This is a genomic window from Mesorhizobium sp. B2-4-7 (assembly GCF_006442685.1).
Classification (GTDB): Bacteria; Pseudomonadota; Alphaproteobacteria; order Rhizobiales; family Rhizobiaceae; genus Mesorhizobium.
This window is the reverse complement of sequence record NZ_VFVH01000012.1, coordinates 187,427-205,366: the sequence shown is the minus strand read 5'-3', so window position 1 is coordinate 205,366 and position 17,940 is coordinate 187,427. Positions and strand designations below refer to the sequence as shown.

Genomic DNA, 17,940 nt, shown 5'->3' with positions numbered 1-17,940 from the left:
GCGCCACGATGGGCGCCCTTGATCTCTTCGCAATCGGTAGGCCTCAGCTATCCAGGAAGCTTCTCAGCTTGCGCGAGCGGCTCGGGTGCTTGAGCTTGCGCAACGCCTTGGCTTCGATCTGGCGGATACGCTCGCGGGTGACCGAGAACTGCTGGCCGACTTCCTCGAGCGTATGGTCGGTGTTCATGCCGATGCCGAAGCGCATGCGCAGCACGCGCTCCTCGCGCGGCGTCAGCGAGGCCAGAACGCGCGTGGTGGTCTCGCGCAGATTGGCCTGGATCGCCGCGTCGATCGGCAGGATCGCCATCTTGTCCTCGATGAAGTCGCCCAGATGCGAATCCTCCTCGTCGCCGACCGGCGTTTCGAGCGAGATCGGCTCCTTGGCGATCTTCAGCACCTTGCGCACTTTTTCGAGCGGCATTGCGAGCTTCTCGGCCAGTTCCTCCGGCGTCGGCTCGCGGCCGATCTCGTGCAGCATCTGGCGCGAGGTGCGCACGATCTTGTTGATCGTCTCGATCATATGCACCGGAATGCGGATGGTGCGCGCCTGGTCGGCGATCGAACGCGTGATCGCCTGCCTGATCCACCATGTCGCGTAGGTCGAGAACTTGTAGCCGCGGCGATACTCGAATTTGTCGACGGCCTTCATCAGGCCGATATTGCCTTCCTGGATCAGGTCGAGGAACTGCAGGCCGCGATTGGTGTATTTCTTGGCGATGGAGATGACGAGGCGCAGATTGGCCTCGACCATTTCCTTCTTGGCGATAGCCGCTTCGCGCTCGCCCTTCTGCACCTGGTTGACGATCTTGCGGAATTCCAGGATCGAGATGGCCGTTTCCGTGGCCAGATTCTGGATCTCGGCGCGCAGGTCCCTGATCGCGTCCTTCTCGTTCTTGGTGAACTCCTTCCAGCCGCGCGAGGTCAGATTGGCAATTGAGCGCGTCCAGTTCGGGTCGAGCTCGGAGCCCTGATATTCCTTCAGGAACTCCTCGCGGCGCACGCCATAGCTTTCGGCGAGACGCAGAAGCTTGCCCTCGTTCTGCACCAGGCGCTTGTTGATGTCGTAGAGCTGCTCGACCAGCGCCTCGATGCGCGCCGTGTTGAGCGACAGCGACTTCACCGCCTTGATGAGCTGATCCTTCAGCTCCTTCAAGCGGCGGTCCTGGCTGGGCGACAGCGTGCCGGCCGCGGCCAGCCGGTTCTCGACCTGCTGATCCTGCAGCTTGCGCAGCTTCTTGTAGGTGTCGGCGATGACGTCGAGCGTTTCCATGACCTGCGGGCGCAGCTCGGCTTCCATTGCCGCCAGCGACAGGCTGGCCTCGTCCTCGTCCTCCTCGTCGTCATCTCCGATGCCGCGCGTGTCGGCGCCGACATTGGTGATGTCGTCTTCATCGTCGCGTCCGCGGCGCGGCTTTTCCTCGACCTTGGGCGCTTCCTCGACGCGCTCCACCACCGGCGCCTGCTTGGCCTCGGGGCCGGCATAGGTGGCTTCGAGGTCGATGATCTCACGCAGCAGGATCTTGGATTCGTTGAGCTCGTCGCGCCAGATGATGATGGCCTGGAAGGTCAGCGGGCTTTCGCACAGGCCCGCGATCATCGTCTCGCGGCCGGCCTCGATGCGCTTGGCGATGGCGATTTCGCCCTCGCGCGACAACAACTCGACCGAACCCATTTCGCGCAGGTACATGCGCACCGGATCGTCGGTGCGGTCGGTCGGCTCTTTCTTCGTGGTTGTGGCGGCGACGGCGGTGCCGGTCTGCTCGGCCAGCTCGTTGGCGTCTTCCTCGGCATCCGCCGCGGTGTCGCCGGCCTCGGCCTCTTCGCCCTGCTCGTCGTCCTCGACGACGTTGATGCCCATGTCGGACAGCATCGCCATCGTGTCCTCGATCTGCTCGGAGGTCACTTCCTCGGAGGGCAGCACCGAATTCAGCTCGTCCATGGTGACATAGCCGCGCTTCTTGGCGGCCTTGATCATCTTCTTGACAGCATCATCGGAAAGGTCGAGCAGAGGGCCATCGGTGGCGCCTTCGCGTTCGGTCTCGACCTCTTCCTTTTCCTTTGTCGCCATAGTCTTTATCTTCTCCTAGCGGCCCGACATCGAGGCCGCGCAAGCTGTCGGACCGGTCAAATCGGCTGGGCTCGCTTTTGCAACGCGCTTCACCGGGCCAATAACTGCATCATCTCTTTGTTGGTGCCCTGTCGTCGCCCAAAACCGGTTTCCATTTTTGGGCGACATGCATTAAGTCCAGATTAACCCTGATATCTGTGGCAGGCTGGCTGCCTGTCCAGTGACCAAGACCTCACATCGCTGCTTTTCCCGTCGACGCGGGTGCGGGTTAACGTTTCGAATCGTCCTGATTCCGCCATTCTGCCGGAAGGTCAAGCGCCTCTCGCATGATTCGCATGAAAAAAGCGAATCAATTACCCGACTTAGCGCGGTCCGGCTCTAGAAGATCCATGACAACGCCGTCATTCCTGCACTTGCTGGCATGAGCCCGTCCCAACCCTCGGGCCGGAATGAGCTCCGCCTTTCTTCTGCTGGAGTATGATCGTTCCCGAAAACCGGGTCCCGCTTTTCGGAACCATGCTTCAGGCCCGACCAGCCCTGCCCGACGAAACACCGAAACCTTCGATCAGCGCTTCCGTCGCTTGTACATCCCGAAATTGCGCTTGAATTTCGATCAGATGGCGGAAATTCTCGTCCGAAGGATCCGCATCCATCGCCGCTTCCGCCTGTTTCAGCTCCTTATGTAAGGTGCGCGCGCTACGCTGCAAGTGCAGCGCCTGGTTCAGAGCGTCGCGGGCGTCCTCGAGCGCTGCCGTCTCCAGCGCCGGCCACTGCCGCGCTCGCCTGATCAGGCCGACGGCACGCTCCCAGATCTCGGCGCAGCCGGCGCGTTCGATCGTCGCCACCACGGCGTGGCGGTGATTGGCCATGTCATGTGCCATCGCGTCGAGGATGGCGCCGTGCAGCCGCTTCAGCTCGGAATTGGCGAGATCGAGGAACTCGACATGGGCGAAATTCTCGTCGATCAGCGCCGGGTGGTTGACCAGTGCGACGATGATCGTCGCCTCGCGCACCGACATGCCTTCGCTGCCGCGCTTGACCAGTGCCGACTGGCCGAGGCTTTCCGTGATGGCGATGCGACCACCGCCGGCCTTGGCGAATTGTCCGCCGGGAGCGGGCGCCTTGCCCTGCCCCGGTTTCCAGTCCGGACGACCTTGCCGCGTTCCGCGCTGAGAACCGAAGAAGTTCAGCACGCGCTCGCGCATCTCCTGCTGGTAGTGATATCGCAGGCTTTCATCACGGATGCGGCTGGTCAGTTCGCGCAGCCGCTTCTCCAGTTCGGCCCGGCGCTCCGGCGTGTCGAAGACGCCGCCCGCCGTCTCGCGCATCCATAACAGATCGGCAAGAGGACGCGCTTCCGCCAGCACGGCGCGGAAGGCATCCGGCCCCTCCGCCTTGACCAGGTCGTCGGGATCCTTGCCTTCCGGCAGCAGCGCGAAGCGTGCGGTGCGCCCCGCCTGGACTACGGGCAGCACCATGTCGGCGGCCCGCCATGCCGCCTTCAGCCCGGCCTTGTCGCCGTCGAAGCACAGCACCGGCTCGGCGGCCATACGCCACAACAGTTCGAGTTGGTTTTCGGTAAGCGCCGTGCCGAGTGGCGCCACGACATTCTCGAAGCCGGCCTGCGCCAATGCGATGACATCCATATAGCCTTCGACGGCGATGACCGTGCCGCCCTTGGCCAGCGCTTTTCGCGCGCGGGCGAAATTGTAGAGTACGTTGCCCTTGTGGAAGAGCTCGGTATCGGGCGAGTTCATATATTTGGCGAGCGCATCCGGCGCCAGCGCTCGCCCGCCGAAAGCGATGATCTTGCCGCGCGAATCCGGAATCGGGAACATGATGCGGTCGCGGAACCAGTCATAGGAAACCGGAATGTCGTCGCCATGGCGCACCAGCCCACAGTCCTCGATATCGGCCTTCGGCACGCCCTTTGCGGCCAGATGCTCCTTCAGCGAATTGCGGCTGTCGGGCGCATAGCCCAGCCGGAACGCATGCTGCGTCGCGGGCGTCAGTCCGCGGTCGCGCAGATACGCACGGGCTTTGGCGCCCTCCGCGCCCTGTAGCCGCTCCTGGAAAAAGGCAGTCGCCATTTCCATGACGTCGGTAAGGCTGGCGCGTTCCTTCTCGCGCCGCTCCTCCTGCATGTCGCGAACCGGCATCGGCACGCCGGCCATGTCTGCGATCTTCTCGACCGCCTCGGGAAAGCTCAGTCCGTCAAGTTCGGTCAGGAACTTGAAGTGATCGCCCGAGACCGAGCAGCCGAAACAATGATAGCGGCCCTTCTTGTCCTCGCAATGGAAGGACGGGCTCTTCTCGCCATGAAACGGGCAGCAGGCCCAATAGTCGCCGCGCGACGCATTGGTCTTCTTGCGATCCCAGGCGACGCGCTGGCCGATGACCTGCGAAATCGGCACGCGGTCGCGTATCTCGTCGAGGAAGGCGGGCGGAAAGCGCATCGGGGAACTCGTTTATCCCCCATATAATCATGCCCGCGAAGTCCGGCGACCCCTAATGCTGACGATGCCCGGTTTCCACAGGGCAAAAGGAAAGGCGGCCGTTGCGGGCCGCCCTTCCTCCAGTCTGGCACTATCGGGACTTTACTGCGCGGCGATGGCGCCAAAGATGATGCCGGAGAGGGCGCCGACCAGCACATAGTCGTTGCCGACGCGGATCCATTCCTGGCCACGGCCAGGACGATGCAGGCCGTAGCGACCATAATCGCGGACCGGCTGATGCTGCCGCCAGCCGGAATATTTCTGGCCATTGCGCCAGTTGTTCCGCTTCACGACGACCTTCTTTTGAATGATACGCTTCTGGATAACGCGCTTCTGGATGACGCGCTTCCTGACATCCCGGTTGGTGGGCTTCTGCCAATCGACATTGGTATAGTTCGACTGCGGCGCGACCGGCGCATTGAGCGGTGCGGCCTGGCCCGTCAGGGACGTGGCGGCCAGCATCGAGAAAGCAAGACCGGAAAGAACAATGCGCTTCATGAAGGAATCTCCTTGGTTGTCGATGCCGCAGAAATAGCCGTCGAAGAATGAACCGAAACTGAACATGAGCATTACAATTCCGTAATGAATCCGAAGCTTTAGGCCGATTGGTTGAACATCCTCGCAAATTCCGGGCGAAGGGCGGGCGGCAGCACCGGCCGATCCGCCGCGTCAAGGCGGCGAGGCTCATGCAACCATTTCGGCATCCGTCCATTCTCCGACACGCCCCGTCGCGCGCGGAGAGCCCTTGAAATCGACAAATTTTTATTATCCGGCTAAAATATTCGAGCTATTATCGGCCAACGTCATGATCATGATTCGCACCCCTCCTCTTTCTCCCGACCGCCGCGCTGCCCGTGTCGCCGGCCTTGTCCGTATCGGTGCGCCGCAATGAGCGGCTCCGTGGTTCTCCTGCATCTGGCCGGCGCCGTGGCGCTGATGCTGTTTGCCACGCGCATGGTGAAGACCGGCGTCGAGCGCGCCTATGGCGACGTGCTGCGCCACAAGCTGCGCGCCACCATGCGCAATCCTGTCATGGCGGTGCTGGCCGGCACCGGCCTCGCTATAGCGCTGCAGAGCTCCACCGCCGTCACGCTGCTGGTCGGCTCCTTCGCCGGCTCCGGCATTGTCTCGGGCGCGGCCGGGCAACTGGCCGTCCGCGGCGCCGAGATCGGTTCGGCTCTCGTGGTCAAGCTGCTCACCTTCGATCTCACGCTGCTGGTGCCGCTTTGCCTGATCACCGGCACGGTCATGTTCATGGCCACCGAGCGGCGCGACTGGCGCCAGACCGGTCGCATCCTGGTCGGCATCGGCCTTTTGATCCTGTCGCTGGAAATGATCGGTCAGGCATCCGAGCCGCTGCGCAACAGCCAGTTGATGCCGGTCATCATCAATTACTTCTCCGGCGATTCCATCACCGCCTATCTGCTGGCGGCGCTGATCACCTGGCTGTTCCAATCGAGCATCGCCGCGGTCCTGTTGATGGCGACGCTGGCGGGCCGCGGCCTGATCACGCCCGAACTCGGCGTCGTCCTCATCCTGGGCGTCAATCTCGGTTCGTCGATCATCGCGCCCATGCTGACCCGCTCCTCCGGCCCCGAAGTGCGCGTCGTGCCGATCGGCAACCTCTTGATGCGCGGGCTTGGCTCGCTGGTCATGCTGATCCTGGTCATGATCTTCAGGCCGCATTTCGCGTTCCTTGGCGCGACGGCAGCGGACCAGATCGTCAATGCCCACATCCTGTTCAATGTGCTGATCCTGCTCGCCGGCCTGCCGCTGGCGGGTCTCGTCTACCGCGCCTCGGAGAAGATCGTGGTGCTCGGCACCAAGACGCCAGCCGCCACGCTCGACGTCGTCGAACTCTCGGCGCTCAACGAAAGCGCGCTCGACGTGCCGAGCCAGGCGCTGGCCAATGCCACCCGCGAGGTGGTGCGGGTCTGCGAGACGGTCGAGATCATGCTCAAGCGCATCATCGAGCTCTACGAGAGCGCCGATGCCGACAAGATCAAGGCGCTGGCCGCCCTTGACGACCGCGTCGACCGCAAGCACGCGGCGATCAAGCTCTACCTCGCCAAGGTCACCAAGAACCCGCTGACCGAGGACGAGGCGTTGCGCTGCCAGGAACTGATCGGCGCCTGCGTCAAGCTGGAGCAGGTCGGCGACATCATCGTGCGCAACATGCTGGTACATGTGAAGAAGAAGTTCGACCGTGGACTGGAATTCACCGACGAGGGTTGGAGCGAGCTGTGCGCCTTCCACGCTTCGGTGCTCGCCAATGCGCGGCTTGCCTTCAACGTGCTGGTGTCGCGCGATGCCGAGACGGCTCGCCAATTGGTGCTGGAGAAGGAACGGCTGCGCGACGCCGAAAAAGAGACCAGCGCCAGCCATTTCCTGCGGCTGCGCGAAGGCACTGCCAAAAGCGTCGAGACCAGTTCGATCCACCTCGACACCATCCGCGATCTCAAACAGATCAACTCGCTGCTGGCATCTATGGCCTATCCCGTGCTGGAAGAACGCGGCCTCCTCGGCGGATCCAGGTTGAAGGCGAGTTGATCAACGACATCTCTCCCTTCTTTGAGACACCTCATCCCACCTCGCTTTGCGACGCCACCTCCCAACAAACAAGGGCAGAAGGAAGAGCGCCGCACTCTGTCGAAAAAATTGTATTGCGGCAGAATTGCATGGCGTCGGTCCTTCGGCGGCAAAATTGCCATTGCCGCGTTTCCATCGCTCGGGCTAGGCATATCAGCCAAAGCTTTCGGAGGAGATCGATGGACACCCATTCGCGCAGTTTCGCCAAGGCGCTTTCGTGGCGCGTGACCGGCACCATCGATACGATGATCATCTCGCTGGTGGTGACCGGAAGCGTCAAGCTGGCGGCCGCCATCGGCGTGACAGAAGTCTTCACCAAGTCGCTGCTCTATTATTTTCATGAGCGGGCATGGCTGAAGGTTCCTTATGGACGCAAGACCCCGTTCTGAACCCGGGGTCAAGATTTTGAACCCGGAGATCAAGAAAAGCTAAAGCGGCGACAAAAATTTCTGGATTGCCGGCAGCGCGCATCCGTGGTTTGAGGCCTGCATTCGAGGATTTAATTCCCGCCATGTCGCTTCCGCTCATCGCCCTGTTCATCGCTGCCTTCGCTTTCGGCACCACCGAATTCGTCATCGCCGGCGTGCTGCCGCAGGTGGCGCAAGGGCTTGGCGTTTCGGTTCCGACATCGGGCTATCTCGTCTCCGGCTATGCCTGCGGCATCGCCATCGGCGGTCCGCTTCTGGCACTTGCCACCAAGTCCTTGCCGCGCAAAACCTTGCTGCTCGGCCTCGCGGTCGCCTTCACCATCGGTCAGGCGGCCTGCGCGCTGGCGCCCGACTTCACCTCGATGCTGCTTCTGCGCATTGCCGTCGCAGTCGCGCATGGCGCTTATTTCGGCGTCGCCATGGTGGTTGCGGTCGGGCTGGTGCGCGGGGACCAGCGCGGCATGGCGGTGGCCGTCATCCTGTCGGGCCTCACTGTCTCCAACGTGATCGGCGTGCCAGCGGGCACTGCCATCGGCAACATCTGGGGCTGGCGCGCGACCTTCTGGGTTATGTGCGCATTGGGCGTGGCGGCCACGCTTGCCATGGCAGCCCTTTTGCCGCGCACCGCAGGCTATCAGGCCAAACCCGCCGGCCTCGCCCGCGAGGTCCGCGTGCTTGCCCGCCAGCAGGTCTGGACCTCGCTGATCCTGATGCTGATGCTGATGATCGGCCAGTTCGGCCTGTTCACCTACATCACCCCGACATTGCTTGAGATCACCCGCCTCGACGAGAACCTGGTGCCCTGGGTGCTCTTGCTCAATGGCGTCGGCGCCACGCTTGGCGTCTTCCTCGGCGGCAGGCTAGCCGACTGGAAGCTGATGCCCTCGCTGATCACCATGCTGGCCCTGCAGGCGGTGACGCTTGCGGTGATCTATGCCGTCAGCCCCTATCCCGTGCCGATGATCGTGGCGATCGTCATCTGGGGCGGCCTCAACTTCGCCATCGGTACGCCGATCCAGACCCGCATCCTGTCCTGGACTGCGGATGCCTCGAACCTGGCCTCCTCGCTGATCCCATCCGGCTTCAATGTCGGTATAGCGCTCGCGGCATCGCTCGGTGCTGCCATGCTCAATGGCGGTTACGGTTATCGCAGCCTGCCGCTGCTTGGCGCTGTGGCGATGCTCGTCGCCGTCGCGGTGGCGCTCGCCTCGCACATCTGGGAGTGGCGCAGCAACGCCACGCCACCGCTGACGGCAGCGGCTGAGTAGATTATCCGCGTCAGGACATCCACCACCGATCATGCCTGATCCGGGCGTCCACCGGCGCAAGCACGACGCGATGAACAGTCATGTCTCGCCCAGCGGCTGCGCAGCTCCAACGCATTACAGATCGATGCGGAACCGCAGGCTCTCCGCTCCGCCATAGGCGGCATCTTCGAGGAAACGTTCGACCAGTCTGCCGCCGTTGGCCAGGATCACTTTGTGCGAGGCCGGATTGCCAGGTTTTGCGGTGATGTCGACATGAGCCAGGCCGACCGCCCTCGCCTCATCCAGCATAAGCCGCAGCGCTTCCGTCGCGTAGCCGCGTCGCTGTTTCCACGGCACCACGGCGTAGCCGATATGGCCAAGCACGTGCGGCGGCAGCGCCGACGTGCCCTTCTGCCAGCGCAGGCCGATCGAGCCTGACGTCTCGCCGTCCCACATCCAGCGCCTGAAGCCCGGCAGGCGCGGGACCTGTCTGCCGTCAGGCAAGGTGATCGGCGGCCCCTTGGCCTCGGGATCATCGAGGCTGGCCAGGAACGCCGCCGGATCCTCCTCGATTGCGGCAAGCTGCTCGCGAGCTGCCTCCATGAGCCGTACATTGTCGGGCGACCAGCCGCGCTCGAGCGCAGCCTTGTAGGACGCCAGATGCTTGAGCCCGGGCTTGATGATTTCGATCATGATCCATGCTTCCTTGCAAGCAAGCAGGCATAGCGATGGCCACTGGAACGCTCAAGCGGGCTGGAACCGGATCGCGCCCCTGTTGAGGAAACATGCCTTGCTGAACAGCGACAGATCCAACGGGTTCGGCAGCCGAACGTCATTCAGATCGGGAAGCGGCTTCGTCGACGGATCGTAGGAGCGGTCGATCTGCGAGATGAAGACCAGGATCACGCCCGTGTCACGCGCAAAAGCTTTCAGCGTGCGGACCTGATCCATCAGCTCCGGATTGTCCCGTTTCTGGTCGAGCAGTTGCAGATAGTCGATGACAGCGAGCGTCCCGCGCGCCGCCGATCCCAACACCTCGACGATGTAGTCGGCGCTGATGCCATCGGAAGTGTCGAACGCGAACAATCGGTCGAACTGGGCGGGGTCCGCCCCGATGGCGCGAAACCGGTCCAGCACATCGCGATGCGTGTATTCCAACGAGAAGAACACGCCGCGATGGCCACGCTTCATGGCTTCGACCGCGAGTTCGAGGCTCATCAGCGTCTTGCCGTGGCCTGGTCGCGCACCGACCAGAACCAGGTCGCCGGGCATCAGCCGCGAGAACAGCCTGCCGGCGGCCGTCGTCTCGGCTGCCTTAGCCGCAAGCAGACTCCAACTCGCAAAACCTTCGCGGGCTGCAATACGGTCAAGCGCCTGATGGAGCGGAATCTTCTCCTCGCGGGACAACAGCCTGGCTTGACGCTTCAGATTGTAAATGGGCGCAATCATCGCAAACCTCCTGGTGCGAGCAGTCTTCGCAACCCCTCCTTATGCCTGGTGCTCGAACAGTCGGTTCGATGATCGGATTGCCCCGCATGAATGATGCTTTCCCGACGGAGGGAGGAGGCGTGGGCGCGCCGGAATCAGACAATACCCTAATGCTGGCGGGTCGAAAACGCGCATACGTGCCGGGAATGCTGAACAAGATGTGTTTCGCCGGCCGGCGTAAGCCGATTTATGATCGTGCCGGGGTGATTCACCGCCAAAACACAAACGCTTCGACAGGAGAACGGGTCTGGTGCGGTTGAGATCTATCCCGCTGGGTGTCGTCGCCAGCCTCTTCCTCGTTGTCGTCGCTTTGACGGCACGGTCCTTTGCCGCGCCCTCGGCCATTCCGGCCTGGCTGCAGGCCCATGTCGGCGAAGGTGATGGCCAGATCTCAACTGTGGTCCTGGAGCGGGCCCGAGCGCTTTACCTGAAGAAAGTCGGCGCAGGAGCCGTTAACAATCCCTGCTACTTCGCCATGGATGCGACGCGCCCTAGCGATCTGGGCAACAACAAACTGGGTCACCGTTATTACATCATCTGCGAGGCCAGCCAGGCGTTTCGCGCCGTTTCGGCGGGCCACGGCAGCGGCCGGAATCTGAAGGGCGTCGCAGATTTCGCCAATGGCAAGCGCTGCGCGAAGAACTTCGGCAATGCGCTGGATTCGTCACTGACCGCCGGCGGCGCCTATATGACCGGCGAGGCGAAAACCTCGTTCAAGGGCTACTATCGCACCGCAGCGAAGCAGGACGTGGCTTTCATGCGTACCTTCGTGCAGTTCGATGGCGAGGGCGAGGCCGCGAACGCCAGGCAGCGCGTGATCGGCGGGCATCCGGCGGAAGTGCTGAAGGGAATGTGTCTTCGCAAAGACCCGGCCAGCTCGCATGCCGACCATGACGGCTACGTGCCGTTCGGCAAACTGGTGGATTATGCCGGCGGCCGCAGCAATGGCTGCACCAGTTGGTCGGCGGCGGATGCGCGGCAGATCATCCCGATGGTGAAGGACAATCCGACTACGCTCTACATCTACCCTGAATCGCGCGACATCGCCGCCGTTGCGCAAATCGTGGCGGCGGGCCGTTCGCTGTCGGACGCTGGCCCCTATTGGAACGCATCCTGCCTGAAGGAAATCGGCACGCCGAAATTCTGGCCGCGAAAGACGCTCGAGCCGATCATTGCCCAATACAGGAAGGACCACCCGGCACCGCCGCCGCAGCCGGTGCCGATCTGCAAGGAGCCGTGAGGTCCGTCCCGGCTCCGGGGATGCGGGGTCTACGGGATCGCATCCCTCAGCGCAGAAAATCGAACACCGCCTGCATGAAACCGGATGGATATTCGACATTCGACAGGTGAACCGCCGGCAGGACGACCAGCTTCGCGCCGGGCACCGCCGCGGCGATCAGTTCGCTGTGGCTGGCCGCCGTCACCGTGTCGTGCTCGCCGGCGATCACCAGCGTCGGCCGCGAGATCAGCGCCACGGTGCGGCGAAGGTCGGCGTCGCGCACCGCCGCAAAGAGGCCCGCCAGGCCTTGTCGGTCGATGGTGAGCAGCATGGCGCGAAATTCCTCGATGAAGGGCTCGTTGGCCGCCACCATTTTTGCCGGGAACCAGTTGTTGAGGAACGTTTCGGCGGTATCTGCCATATCGGGCGCCTGCCGGACGGCGGCAATGCGCTCGTCGAAATGGCGTGCCGGTCCGAGATGCGACGAGGTGTTGCTCAGGATCAGCCGGTCGATCCGCTCCGGCGCGTGGATGCCGAGCCATTGCCCGACGAAGCCGCCCAGCGACAGGCCGAGGAAATGCACGCGGCCAAGGCCGAGCGCGTCGAGCAGTTCGATCACGTCGCCGCCGAGCCGATCGAGCGAATAGGCGCCGGCCGGCACGCTCGATCCGCCATGGCCGCGAAAATCATAGCGCAGAAGATGGAAATGCCTGGACAACTCGCCGACCTGTCCATCCCACATATGCAGCGTGGTGCCGATGGAGTTCGACAGCATCAGAACCGGCTTTCGCGCATCGCCGTCGAAACGGTAGGCGATGCGCGTGCCGTCGCCAACAGTCACAAAATTCAGCTCACTCATGATGAAAGATCCTTCTGGAAGGGTTGAATGACAGAGCGTAGTCAGATCGTTGGTTTGTTGATATTACAAAGTCAGGACAATCTCTGTAATCAAAGCTGACATGGCTGAATTCACCTTGCACGACCTGCAGTGCTTCGACGCCGTGATCCGCACCGGCGGCTTTCAGCCGGCGGCGGCCCTGTTGCATCGTTCACACCCGGCTGTATTCGCCGCTGTCGCCAAGCTGGAACGGCAGCTCGACCTCGTTCTCCTGGACCGCAGCGGCTATCGCGTGCGCCCGACCGAGGCCGGGCTGTCGTTCCACCGCCGGGCGCAATCGCTGCTGCGCGAACTGGAAGGCCTGCGCGTGCATGCCGCCCAGCTCTCGATGGGCGAAGAAAGCGAAATCCATGTGGTGATCGGCGACCTATGCCCACGACCGCAGGTGCTGGGCCTGCTCGGGCGGTTCTTCGCGCAATGTCCCGGCACGCGTCTGCACCTGCACTTCGAGGCCGTCGGCGGCCCTTGGGAACGCCTTTTCGACGACGAGGCCGATCTGGTCCTGCACTGGATCGACAAGGGCGATGCGCGGGTGGAATGGATCGATTTGTGCAAGGTGCCGTTCATTCCCGTGGTGGCACCGGGCTTTCTGCCGGAGCGCATCGAGCCGCCGATCACACCCGACCAGATGCAGGCGCTCACCCAATGCGTGATGCGCGACACTGCCCGCCATTCACCGCAACAAGACTACTTCATGGTCGAAGGCGCGCCGCAATGCCTGGTCGCCGACCAGGGCATGAAGAAGGAGATCATCCTGCAGGGCCTCGGCTGGGGCCACCTGCCACGCTTCCTGATCGAGGAGGAGCTGCGTGATGGACGCCTGCGGTCCATCGCCGGCCCTCATATGCCGGGCCGCACCGACGAACTGGTGGTTGCGCGTCGCCGCGACCGTCCCCACGGGCCGGTCGCCAACCGTTTGTGGGATCATATCCAGCAGGAGGCGCCAGCATTTGCGCCACGCGTTGGAGCCCCAGAAGGTTGTTTTATAGGCAGGCGAGCGCTGGCGCTCGCGCTCGACGCGCCGACTATTGCAAAAGCCCCTTGATGATGCCGCTTGCCTTGCCGAAATCCATCTGGCCGGCATATTTCTGCTTCAGTGCCGCGATCACCTTGCCCATGTCCTTCTGGCTGGCGGCACCGGTCGCCGCGATCGCCTCGCGCGCCGCGGCGGTGATGGCGGCATCGTCGAGCTGCGTCGGCAGGAAATCGCGGATGATCTCCATCTCGCTGCGCTCCTGCGCGGCCAGTTCCGGACGCTTGCCGTCTTCGAAGGCCTTGGCCGATTCTTCGCGCTGCTTCACCATCTTGGCCAGGATCTGCAGGATCGCCTCGTCGCTGGCCGGTTCCTTGCCGGCACCGCGATTGGCGATATCGCGATCGTGGATGGCGGCTTGGATCAGCCGCAATGTCGGCAGCCGGTGCTTGTCCTGCGCCTTCATCGCGCTCTTCAGGGATTCGGCGATTTTTGCGCGCATCGTGCTCTCTCCTTCGGTCGGCGCGGACAATAGCGCCCGGTGCGGACCAACGCAAACCCTGATATGTCGAGGCAAGCCTATGATATTGCTCAATGAAATAAATCGTAGCGGCATTTCCCATCATCATTGACCGACCTGCCCCCTTCCCCTATGTACTGGGCCTTGCATGAACTGAAGCTTGAGTGCGTGGAGGCAGCGAATTCGCCGCTCCGCGCCGTTTGCCGCGCAAATAGCCCGCCGGGCCTGTTTGAAGCGCGCGGCCTGATAGGAGTGCCGCCATGGCCGACACCGCGTCCACCCCCGCTTGGGCCACCGAGAAACCGACGGCATTGCTGGTGCTGGCCGACGGCACCGTCATTGAGGGTCGCGGTCTCGGCGCAACGGGTTCGGCGGTCGCCGAGGTCTGCTTCAACACCGCGCTTACCGGCTATCAGGAGATCCTGACCGATCCGTCCTATGCCGGCCAGATCGTCACCTTCACCTTCCCGCATGTCGGTAATATCGGCACCAACGGCGAAGACATCGAGGACCTCAATCCGGCTGCTCGCGCCGGTGCCGTCGGCGCCGTGTTCAAGGCCGATGTCACCAATCCCTCCAACTACCGCGCTGCCGGCCATCTCGATCAATGGCTGAAGAAGCGCGGCATCGTCGCCCTCTCGGGCATCGACACCCGCGCGTTGACCGCGTTGATCCGCGAAAAGGGCATGCCCAACGCCGTTATCGCGCATGCGCCCGACGGCGTCTTCGATCTTGACGACCTGAAACGCCGCGCCGCCGCGTGGTCCGGCCTGATCGGCCTCGACCTCGCCAAGGAGGTCACGTCAGGCCAGTCCTCGGTGTGGCGCGAGACGCCTTGGGTGTGGGACGAGGGCTTTGGCGAACAGGACGAGCCCTCCATGCATGTCGTCGCCATCGACTATGGCGTCAAGCGCAACATCCTGCGCCTGCTTGCGGGGCTTGGTGCCAAGGTGACCGTGGTTCCGGCCAAGACCGGCGCCGAGGAAATCCTCGCCATGCAGCCGGACGGCATCTTCCTGTCCAACGGCCCCGGCGACCCTGAAGCCACCGGCGCCTACGCCGTGCCGGTCATCCAGGACCTGCTCAGGACCGAGATTCCGGTGTTCGGTATCTGCCTCGGCCACCAGATGCTGGCGCTGGCGCTGGGCGGCAAGACCGCCAAGATGCATCAGGGCCATCACGGCGCCAACCATCCGGTCAAGGACCACACTACAGGCAAGGTCGAGATCGTCTCGATGAACCACGGCTTTGCCGTCGACGCCGACTCGCTGCCGTCAGGCGTCGAGGAAACCCATGTCTCGCTGTTCGACGGCTCGAATTGCGGCATCGCGCTGACAGGCCGGCCGGTATTCTCGGTCCAGCACCACCCCGAGGCCTCGCCCGGCCCGCAGGATTCGCATTATCTGTTCCGCCGCTTCGTCAACCTGATCCGCGAAAAGCGCGGCGAGGAACTGCTGGCCGAACGGGCTTAGTTCCGACAGATCCTCATATTCGTGCCCCATCTTCCGCGACGCCTTTGGTGACGGTTCCGAGTGCCGCAGGCCTCGCCACTTTCGTAACGAAGACAACGAGCGCCAGCACTAGGAAAACCGCGCCAACCAGGTAAGGCGCACCGCCGAAGGTCACTGGCGCGCTTGGCCCGGTGAACCAGGAAAAGATCGCGGTATAGAGCAGCGGCGTGACGATCGATGTGATCGAGAAGATCGACGTCATCGCGCCTTGTAATTCACCCTGCGCCGAAGGCGGCACCTTGGCGGCGGCGAGGCTCCTGAGCGGCGGGTCGGCCAGCGCTTCCAGGCAGCCGACGACGATCACCGCATAAATCATCCAACCCTGCGTCGCGAAGGCGTAGCCGAAAGCACTGAGCGCCGTGAACGCCAGACCGATCACCGCCGTCCTCCACTCGCCAAGCCTGGGAATGATGCGTGGCAGCACCGTTGCCATGACGATGGCTCCGCACAGGCCGAAAGCGCCGAGCGAAAAACCGATCTGCTGCTCGTTCCAGCCATAGCGATAGTTGGAGACGAACGACCAGACCGCCGGATACATCATGTGGCCGAGCGTCATCAGGAAGAAGACGAGCCCGATCCAGCCAATGCCTTGATATTGGCGCATCTGCAGAAGCGTGCCGACTGGGTTGGCGCGCTTCCACTCGAAGCGGCGGCGGTGCTTTTCATCGAGCGTTTCGGGCAGCAGGAACAGCGCGATCAGGAAGTTCACCAAGGCAAGTCCGGCGGCGAAATAGAACGGCACGCGCGGCCCGAAGGTGCCGAGCAGTCCGCCAAGGACGGGCCCGATGACGAAGCCGACGCCGAAGGCGATGCCGAGCAGGCCGAAATTCTTGGCCCGGTTCTCATCGTTCGAGATGTCGGCGATGAAGGCTGATGTGGTCGAATAGCTGGCGCCCGAAATGCCGGCCAGCACGCGCCCGATGAACAGCATCGGGTAGGACCAGGCTATGGCGCAGATCAGATTGTCGATGGAAAACGTCAGCACGGAGGCGAGAAGGATCGGCCGCCGGCCGAACCGGTCGCTCAACCCGCCCATGACGGGCGCGAAGAAGAACTGCATGGCCGCATAGACGAAGAACAGCCATCCGCCCTCGATCGCCGCCTCCGAGACGCCGACGCCGGTCAATTCTTGCAGGTAGGCCGGCAGCACCGGCATGATGATGCCGAATCCGATGATGTCGAGGAGCAGCGTCGTGAAGACGAGCGCAAGCCCCCGCTTGGCGGTTTTGGGATCGATCATGGTTTCGTCTGCTCCTTCCCGGCGCCTGGCGCGCAGGCGGAGGCACTTATAGGCGAGCAGGCCGTCAGGAACAATGAGGGAACAAGCAGGACGTTCGCATCCTGACACCCCCTGACGACATCCTTGCCGTCAGGTCACCCGTGAAAGAACCGGATGCTCAGATCGGGTTGTTGAACGTATCGCAGTCGGAAAGCTTGCCGCTCTTGTAGCCGCGCGCCAGCCAGGTCTGCCGCTGCGCCGACGTGCCGTGGTTGAAGCTTTCCGGCACTACGTAGCCCTGCATCTTCTTCTGCAGCGTATCGTCGCCGATCTGCCTGGCGGCATTGAGCGCGCTTTCCATATCGCCTTGCTCCAATATGCCCTTCTGCGCCGTGTAATGCGCCCAGACGCCGGCGAAGCAGTCGGCCTGAAGCTCGACGCGCACCGACATTTGATTGGCTTCGGCCTCGCCCATGCTTTGCCGCATCTGGTTGAATTTGGACATGATGCCGGTCAGATTCTGCACGTGATGGCCGACCTCATGCGCGATCACATAGGCCCGCGCGAACTCGCCCGAGGCGCCGAACTGCTGGTCCAGCTGCTGGAAGAATGTCATGTCGAGATAGACCTTGTGGTCGCCGGGGCAATAGAACGGTCCGGCCGCCGACGAGGCGAAGCCGCAGGCCGAGCGGATCTGCCCGCTGAACAGCACCAGCTTAGGGTCCTCATAGGTCAGTCCGTTGGCCTTGAAAATGCCGGTCCATGTGTCCTCGGTCTCGGCCAGCACGGTTGCCACGAACTGCTTCATCTCGTCGGAAGCCGGCGCACCGGTGCCGCCGTCCTGGCTGCCGCTGTTGTCCGTTATCTCGCCGCCGCCAGGCAGCAGGCCTCCACCGCCGCCGCTCAGCACCTGGATCGGATCGATGCCGAAGGCTTTCAGGCCGAAATAGAGCACGACGAGGATGATGATGGTCGAGATCGACATGCCGCCGCCGCTTCTGCCGCCGATCGGAATGCGGAACTGGCCGGGTCCGCCACCACCAAATCCGCCGCCGCCGCTGCTGCGCTGGTCCTCGACATTGTCACTCTGACGACGGCCTCTCCAGAGCATGGCAACTCCCCGCGCTGCGAATTTACTGGTCGATCCGGCGCGAGGCCGGCTCCACCTCATGAACAATTATCTCAATGGTTGCGCCAAGTCACAGCATTTTTCGCGGCCGTGGCCGTGCTGGCATGATGGCTCGCTGCTCTGGCCGCGACTGTGGAATGTCTATGGTATCGCCGG

Annotated in this window: 15 protein-coding genes and 1 pseudogene; 7 read left to right on the top strand and 9 right to left on the bottom strand. The window is 63.1% G+C overall.

The annotated features are described in order from the left end of the window. Positions 1-43: 43 nt before the first annotated feature. The 3 genes from rpoD to FJ946_RS26780 form a co-directional block, all read right to left on the bottom strand. Positions 44-2,068 carry an RNA polymerase sigma factor RpoD gene (gene rpoD, locus FJ946_RS26790; protein ID WP_140495911.1) on the bottom strand — a complete coding sequence of 675 codons (2,025 nt, stop codon included), beginning with the start codon at positions 2,066-2,068 and terminating at the stop codon, positions 44-46. A 521-nt stretch (positions 2,069-2,589) separates the two neighbouring features. Then, positions 2,590-4,524, bottom strand: a complete 1,935-nt coding sequence (gene dnaG / locus FJ946_RS26785; RefSeq protein ID WP_140566949.1) for a DNA primase — start codon at positions 4,522-4,524, stop codon at positions 2,590-2,592. A 141-nt stretch (positions 4,525-4,665) separates the two neighbouring features. After that, positions 4,666-5,061, bottom strand: coding sequence for an RcnB family protein (locus FJ946_RS26780; protein ID WP_140495913.1), 396 nt, complete (start codon positions 5,059-5,061; stop codon positions 4,666-4,668). Between the two features lie 247 nt (positions 5,062-5,308). On the opposite strand from FJ946_RS26780, the gene FJ946_RS30885 reads away from it, so the two are divergent. The 4 genes from FJ946_RS30885 to FJ946_RS26765 all read left to right on the top strand — a co-directional run bounded on the left by FJ946_RS30885 (position 5,309) and on the right by FJ946_RS26765 (position 8,848). Further along, complete coding sequence (locus tag FJ946_RS30885; RefSeq protein WP_181165210.1) at positions 5,309-5,455, top strand: hypothetical protein; 147 nt, start codon at positions 5,309-5,311, stop codon at positions 5,453-5,455. Further along, a complete protein-coding gene (locus FJ946_RS26775) occupies positions 5,452-7,113 on the top strand; it encodes a Na/Pi cotransporter family protein (RefSeq protein WP_140566952.1) in 1,662 nt (553 codons plus the stop codon). The genes FJ946_RS30885 and FJ946_RS26775 overlap by 4 nt, the downstream gene beginning before the upstream one ends. A 218-nt stretch (positions 7,114-7,331) precedes the next feature. Next, the gene (locus FJ946_RS26770) at positions 7,332-7,541 is read left to right on the top strand and encodes a DUF2061 domain-containing protein (RefSeq protein ID WP_140495915.1); all 210 of its coding nucleotides are present in this window, start codon (positions 7,332-7,334) and stop codon (positions 7,539-7,541) included. Between the two features lie 122 nt (positions 7,542-7,663). Beyond that, entirely contained in the window at positions 7,664-8,848 is a 1,185-nt protein-coding gene (locus FJ946_RS26765) for an MFS transporter (protein ID WP_140566955.1), read from the top strand. Between the two features lie 114 nt (positions 8,849-8,962). Here FJ946_RS26765 and FJ946_RS26760 read toward each other — a convergent pair whose 3' ends face one another. Together FJ946_RS26760 and FJ946_RS26755 are read right to left on the bottom strand one after the other, a co-directional pair. Next, a complete protein-coding gene (locus tag FJ946_RS26760) occupies positions 8,963-9,520 on the bottom strand; it encodes a GNAT family N-acetyltransferase (RefSeq protein ID WP_140495917.1) in 558 nt (185 codons plus the stop codon). Positions 9,521-9,571: 51 nt separating this feature from the next. Further along, positions 9,572-10,276, bottom strand: a complete 705-nt coding sequence (locus FJ946_RS26755) for a DNA helicase (RefSeq protein ID WP_140495918.1) — start codon at positions 10,274-10,276, stop codon at positions 9,572-9,574. Positions 10,277-10,565: 289 nt separating this feature from the next. Between FJ946_RS26755 and FJ946_RS26750 the strand changes: the two genes are divergently transcribed. After that, entirely contained in the window at positions 10,566-11,555 is a 990-nt protein-coding gene (locus FJ946_RS26750; protein ID WP_140495919.1) for a hypothetical protein, read from the top strand. Positions 11,556-11,601: 46 nt separating this feature from the next. Here the strand turns inward: FJ946_RS26750 and FJ946_RS26745 are convergent, their stop codons facing one another. Further along, on the bottom strand, positions 11,602-12,393 hold the full coding sequence (locus tag FJ946_RS26745) for an alpha/beta fold hydrolase (protein ID WP_140566957.1): 792 nt from the start codon (positions 12,391-12,393) through the stop codon (positions 11,602-11,604). Positions 12,394-12,493: 100 nt separating this feature from the next. Between FJ946_RS26745 and FJ946_RS26740 the strand changes: the two are divergent. Further along, positions 12,494-13,421 (top strand): annotated as a pseudogene (locus FJ946_RS26740) (LysR family transcriptional regulator). A 36-nt stretch (positions 13,422-13,457) separates the two neighbouring features. Here FJ946_RS26740 and FJ946_RS26735 read toward each other — a convergent pair. Further along, on the bottom strand, positions 13,458-13,907 hold the full coding sequence (locus tag FJ946_RS26735; protein ID WP_140524847.1) for a GatB/YqeY domain-containing protein: 450 nt from the start codon (positions 13,905-13,907) through the stop codon (positions 13,458-13,460). Between the two features lie 278 nt (positions 13,908-14,185). Here FJ946_RS26735 and carA point away from each other — a divergent pair, with 278 nt between their 5' ends. Next, positions 14,186-15,397 carry a glutamine-hydrolyzing carbamoyl-phosphate synthase small subunit gene (gene carA / locus FJ946_RS26730; protein WP_140555988.1) on the top strand — a complete coding sequence of 404 codons (1,212 nt, stop codon included), beginning with the start codon at positions 14,186-14,188 and terminating at the stop codon, positions 15,395-15,397. Positions 15,398-15,410: 13 nt separating this feature from the next. Here carA and FJ946_RS26725 read toward each other — a convergent pair whose 3' ends face one another. Together FJ946_RS26725 and FJ946_RS26720 are read right to left on the bottom strand one after the other, a co-directional pair. Beyond that, complete coding sequence (locus FJ946_RS26725) at positions 15,411-16,712, bottom strand: TCR/Tet family MFS transporter (protein ID WP_224680421.1); 1,302 nt, start codon at positions 16,710-16,712, stop codon at positions 15,411-15,413. Positions 16,713-16,833: 121 nt separating this feature from the next. Continuing rightward, positions 16,834-17,766 (bottom strand): neutral zinc metallopeptidase, encoded by a 933-nt coding sequence (locus FJ946_RS26720; protein ID WP_140524850.1) that lies wholly within the window; start codon positions 17,764-17,766, stop codon positions 16,834-16,836. Positions 17,767-17,940 lie beyond the last annotated feature (174 nt).

Excerpts from the sequence above, each read along its gene's own strand:
- rpoD (WP_140495911.1), bottom strand. The coding sequence starts at position 2,068 with ATGGCGACAAAGGAAAAGGAAGAGGTCGAGACCGAACGCGAAGGCGCC.
- dnaG (WP_140566949.1), bottom strand. The coding sequence starts at position 4,524 with ATGCGCTTTCCGCCCGCCTTCCTCGACGAGATACGCGACCGCGTGCCG.
- FJ946_RS26780 (WP_140495913.1), bottom strand. The coding sequence starts at position 5,061 with ATGAAGCGCATTGTTCTTTCCGGTCTTGCTTTCTCGATGCTGGCCGCC.
- FJ946_RS26775 (WP_140566952.1), top strand. The coding sequence starts at position 5,452 with ATGAGCGGCTCCGTGGTTCTCCTGCATCTGGCCGGCGCCGTGGCGCTG.
- FJ946_RS26770 (WP_140495915.1), top strand. The coding sequence starts at position 7,332 with ATGGACACCCATTCGCGCAGTTTCGCCAAGGCGCTTTCGTGGCGCGTG.
- FJ946_RS26765 (WP_140566955.1), top strand. The coding sequence starts at position 7,664 with ATGTCGCTTCCGCTCATCGCCCTGTTCATCGCTGCCTTCGCTTTCGGC.
- FJ946_RS26760 (WP_140495917.1), bottom strand. The coding sequence starts at position 9,520 with ATGATCGAAATCATCAAGCCCGGGCTCAAGCATCTGGCGTCCTACAAG.
- FJ946_RS26755 (WP_140495918.1), bottom strand. The coding sequence starts at position 10,276 with ATGATTGCGCCCATTTACAATCTGAAGCGTCAAGCCAGGCTGTTGTCC.
- FJ946_RS26745 (WP_140566957.1), bottom strand. The coding sequence starts at position 12,393 with ATGAGTGAGCTGAATTTTGTGACTGTTGGCGACGGCACGCGCATCGCC.
- FJ946_RS26735 (WP_140524847.1), bottom strand. The coding sequence starts at position 13,907 with ATGCGCGCAAAAATCGCCGAATCCCTGAAGAGCGCGATGAAGGCGCAG.
- carA (WP_140555988.1), top strand. The coding sequence starts at position 14,186 with ATGGCCGACACCGCGTCCACCCCCGCTTGGGCCACCGAGAAACCGACG.
- FJ946_RS26720 (WP_140524850.1), bottom strand. The coding sequence starts at position 17,766 with ATGCTCTGGAGAGGCCGTCGTCAGAGTGACAATGTCGAGGACCAGCGC.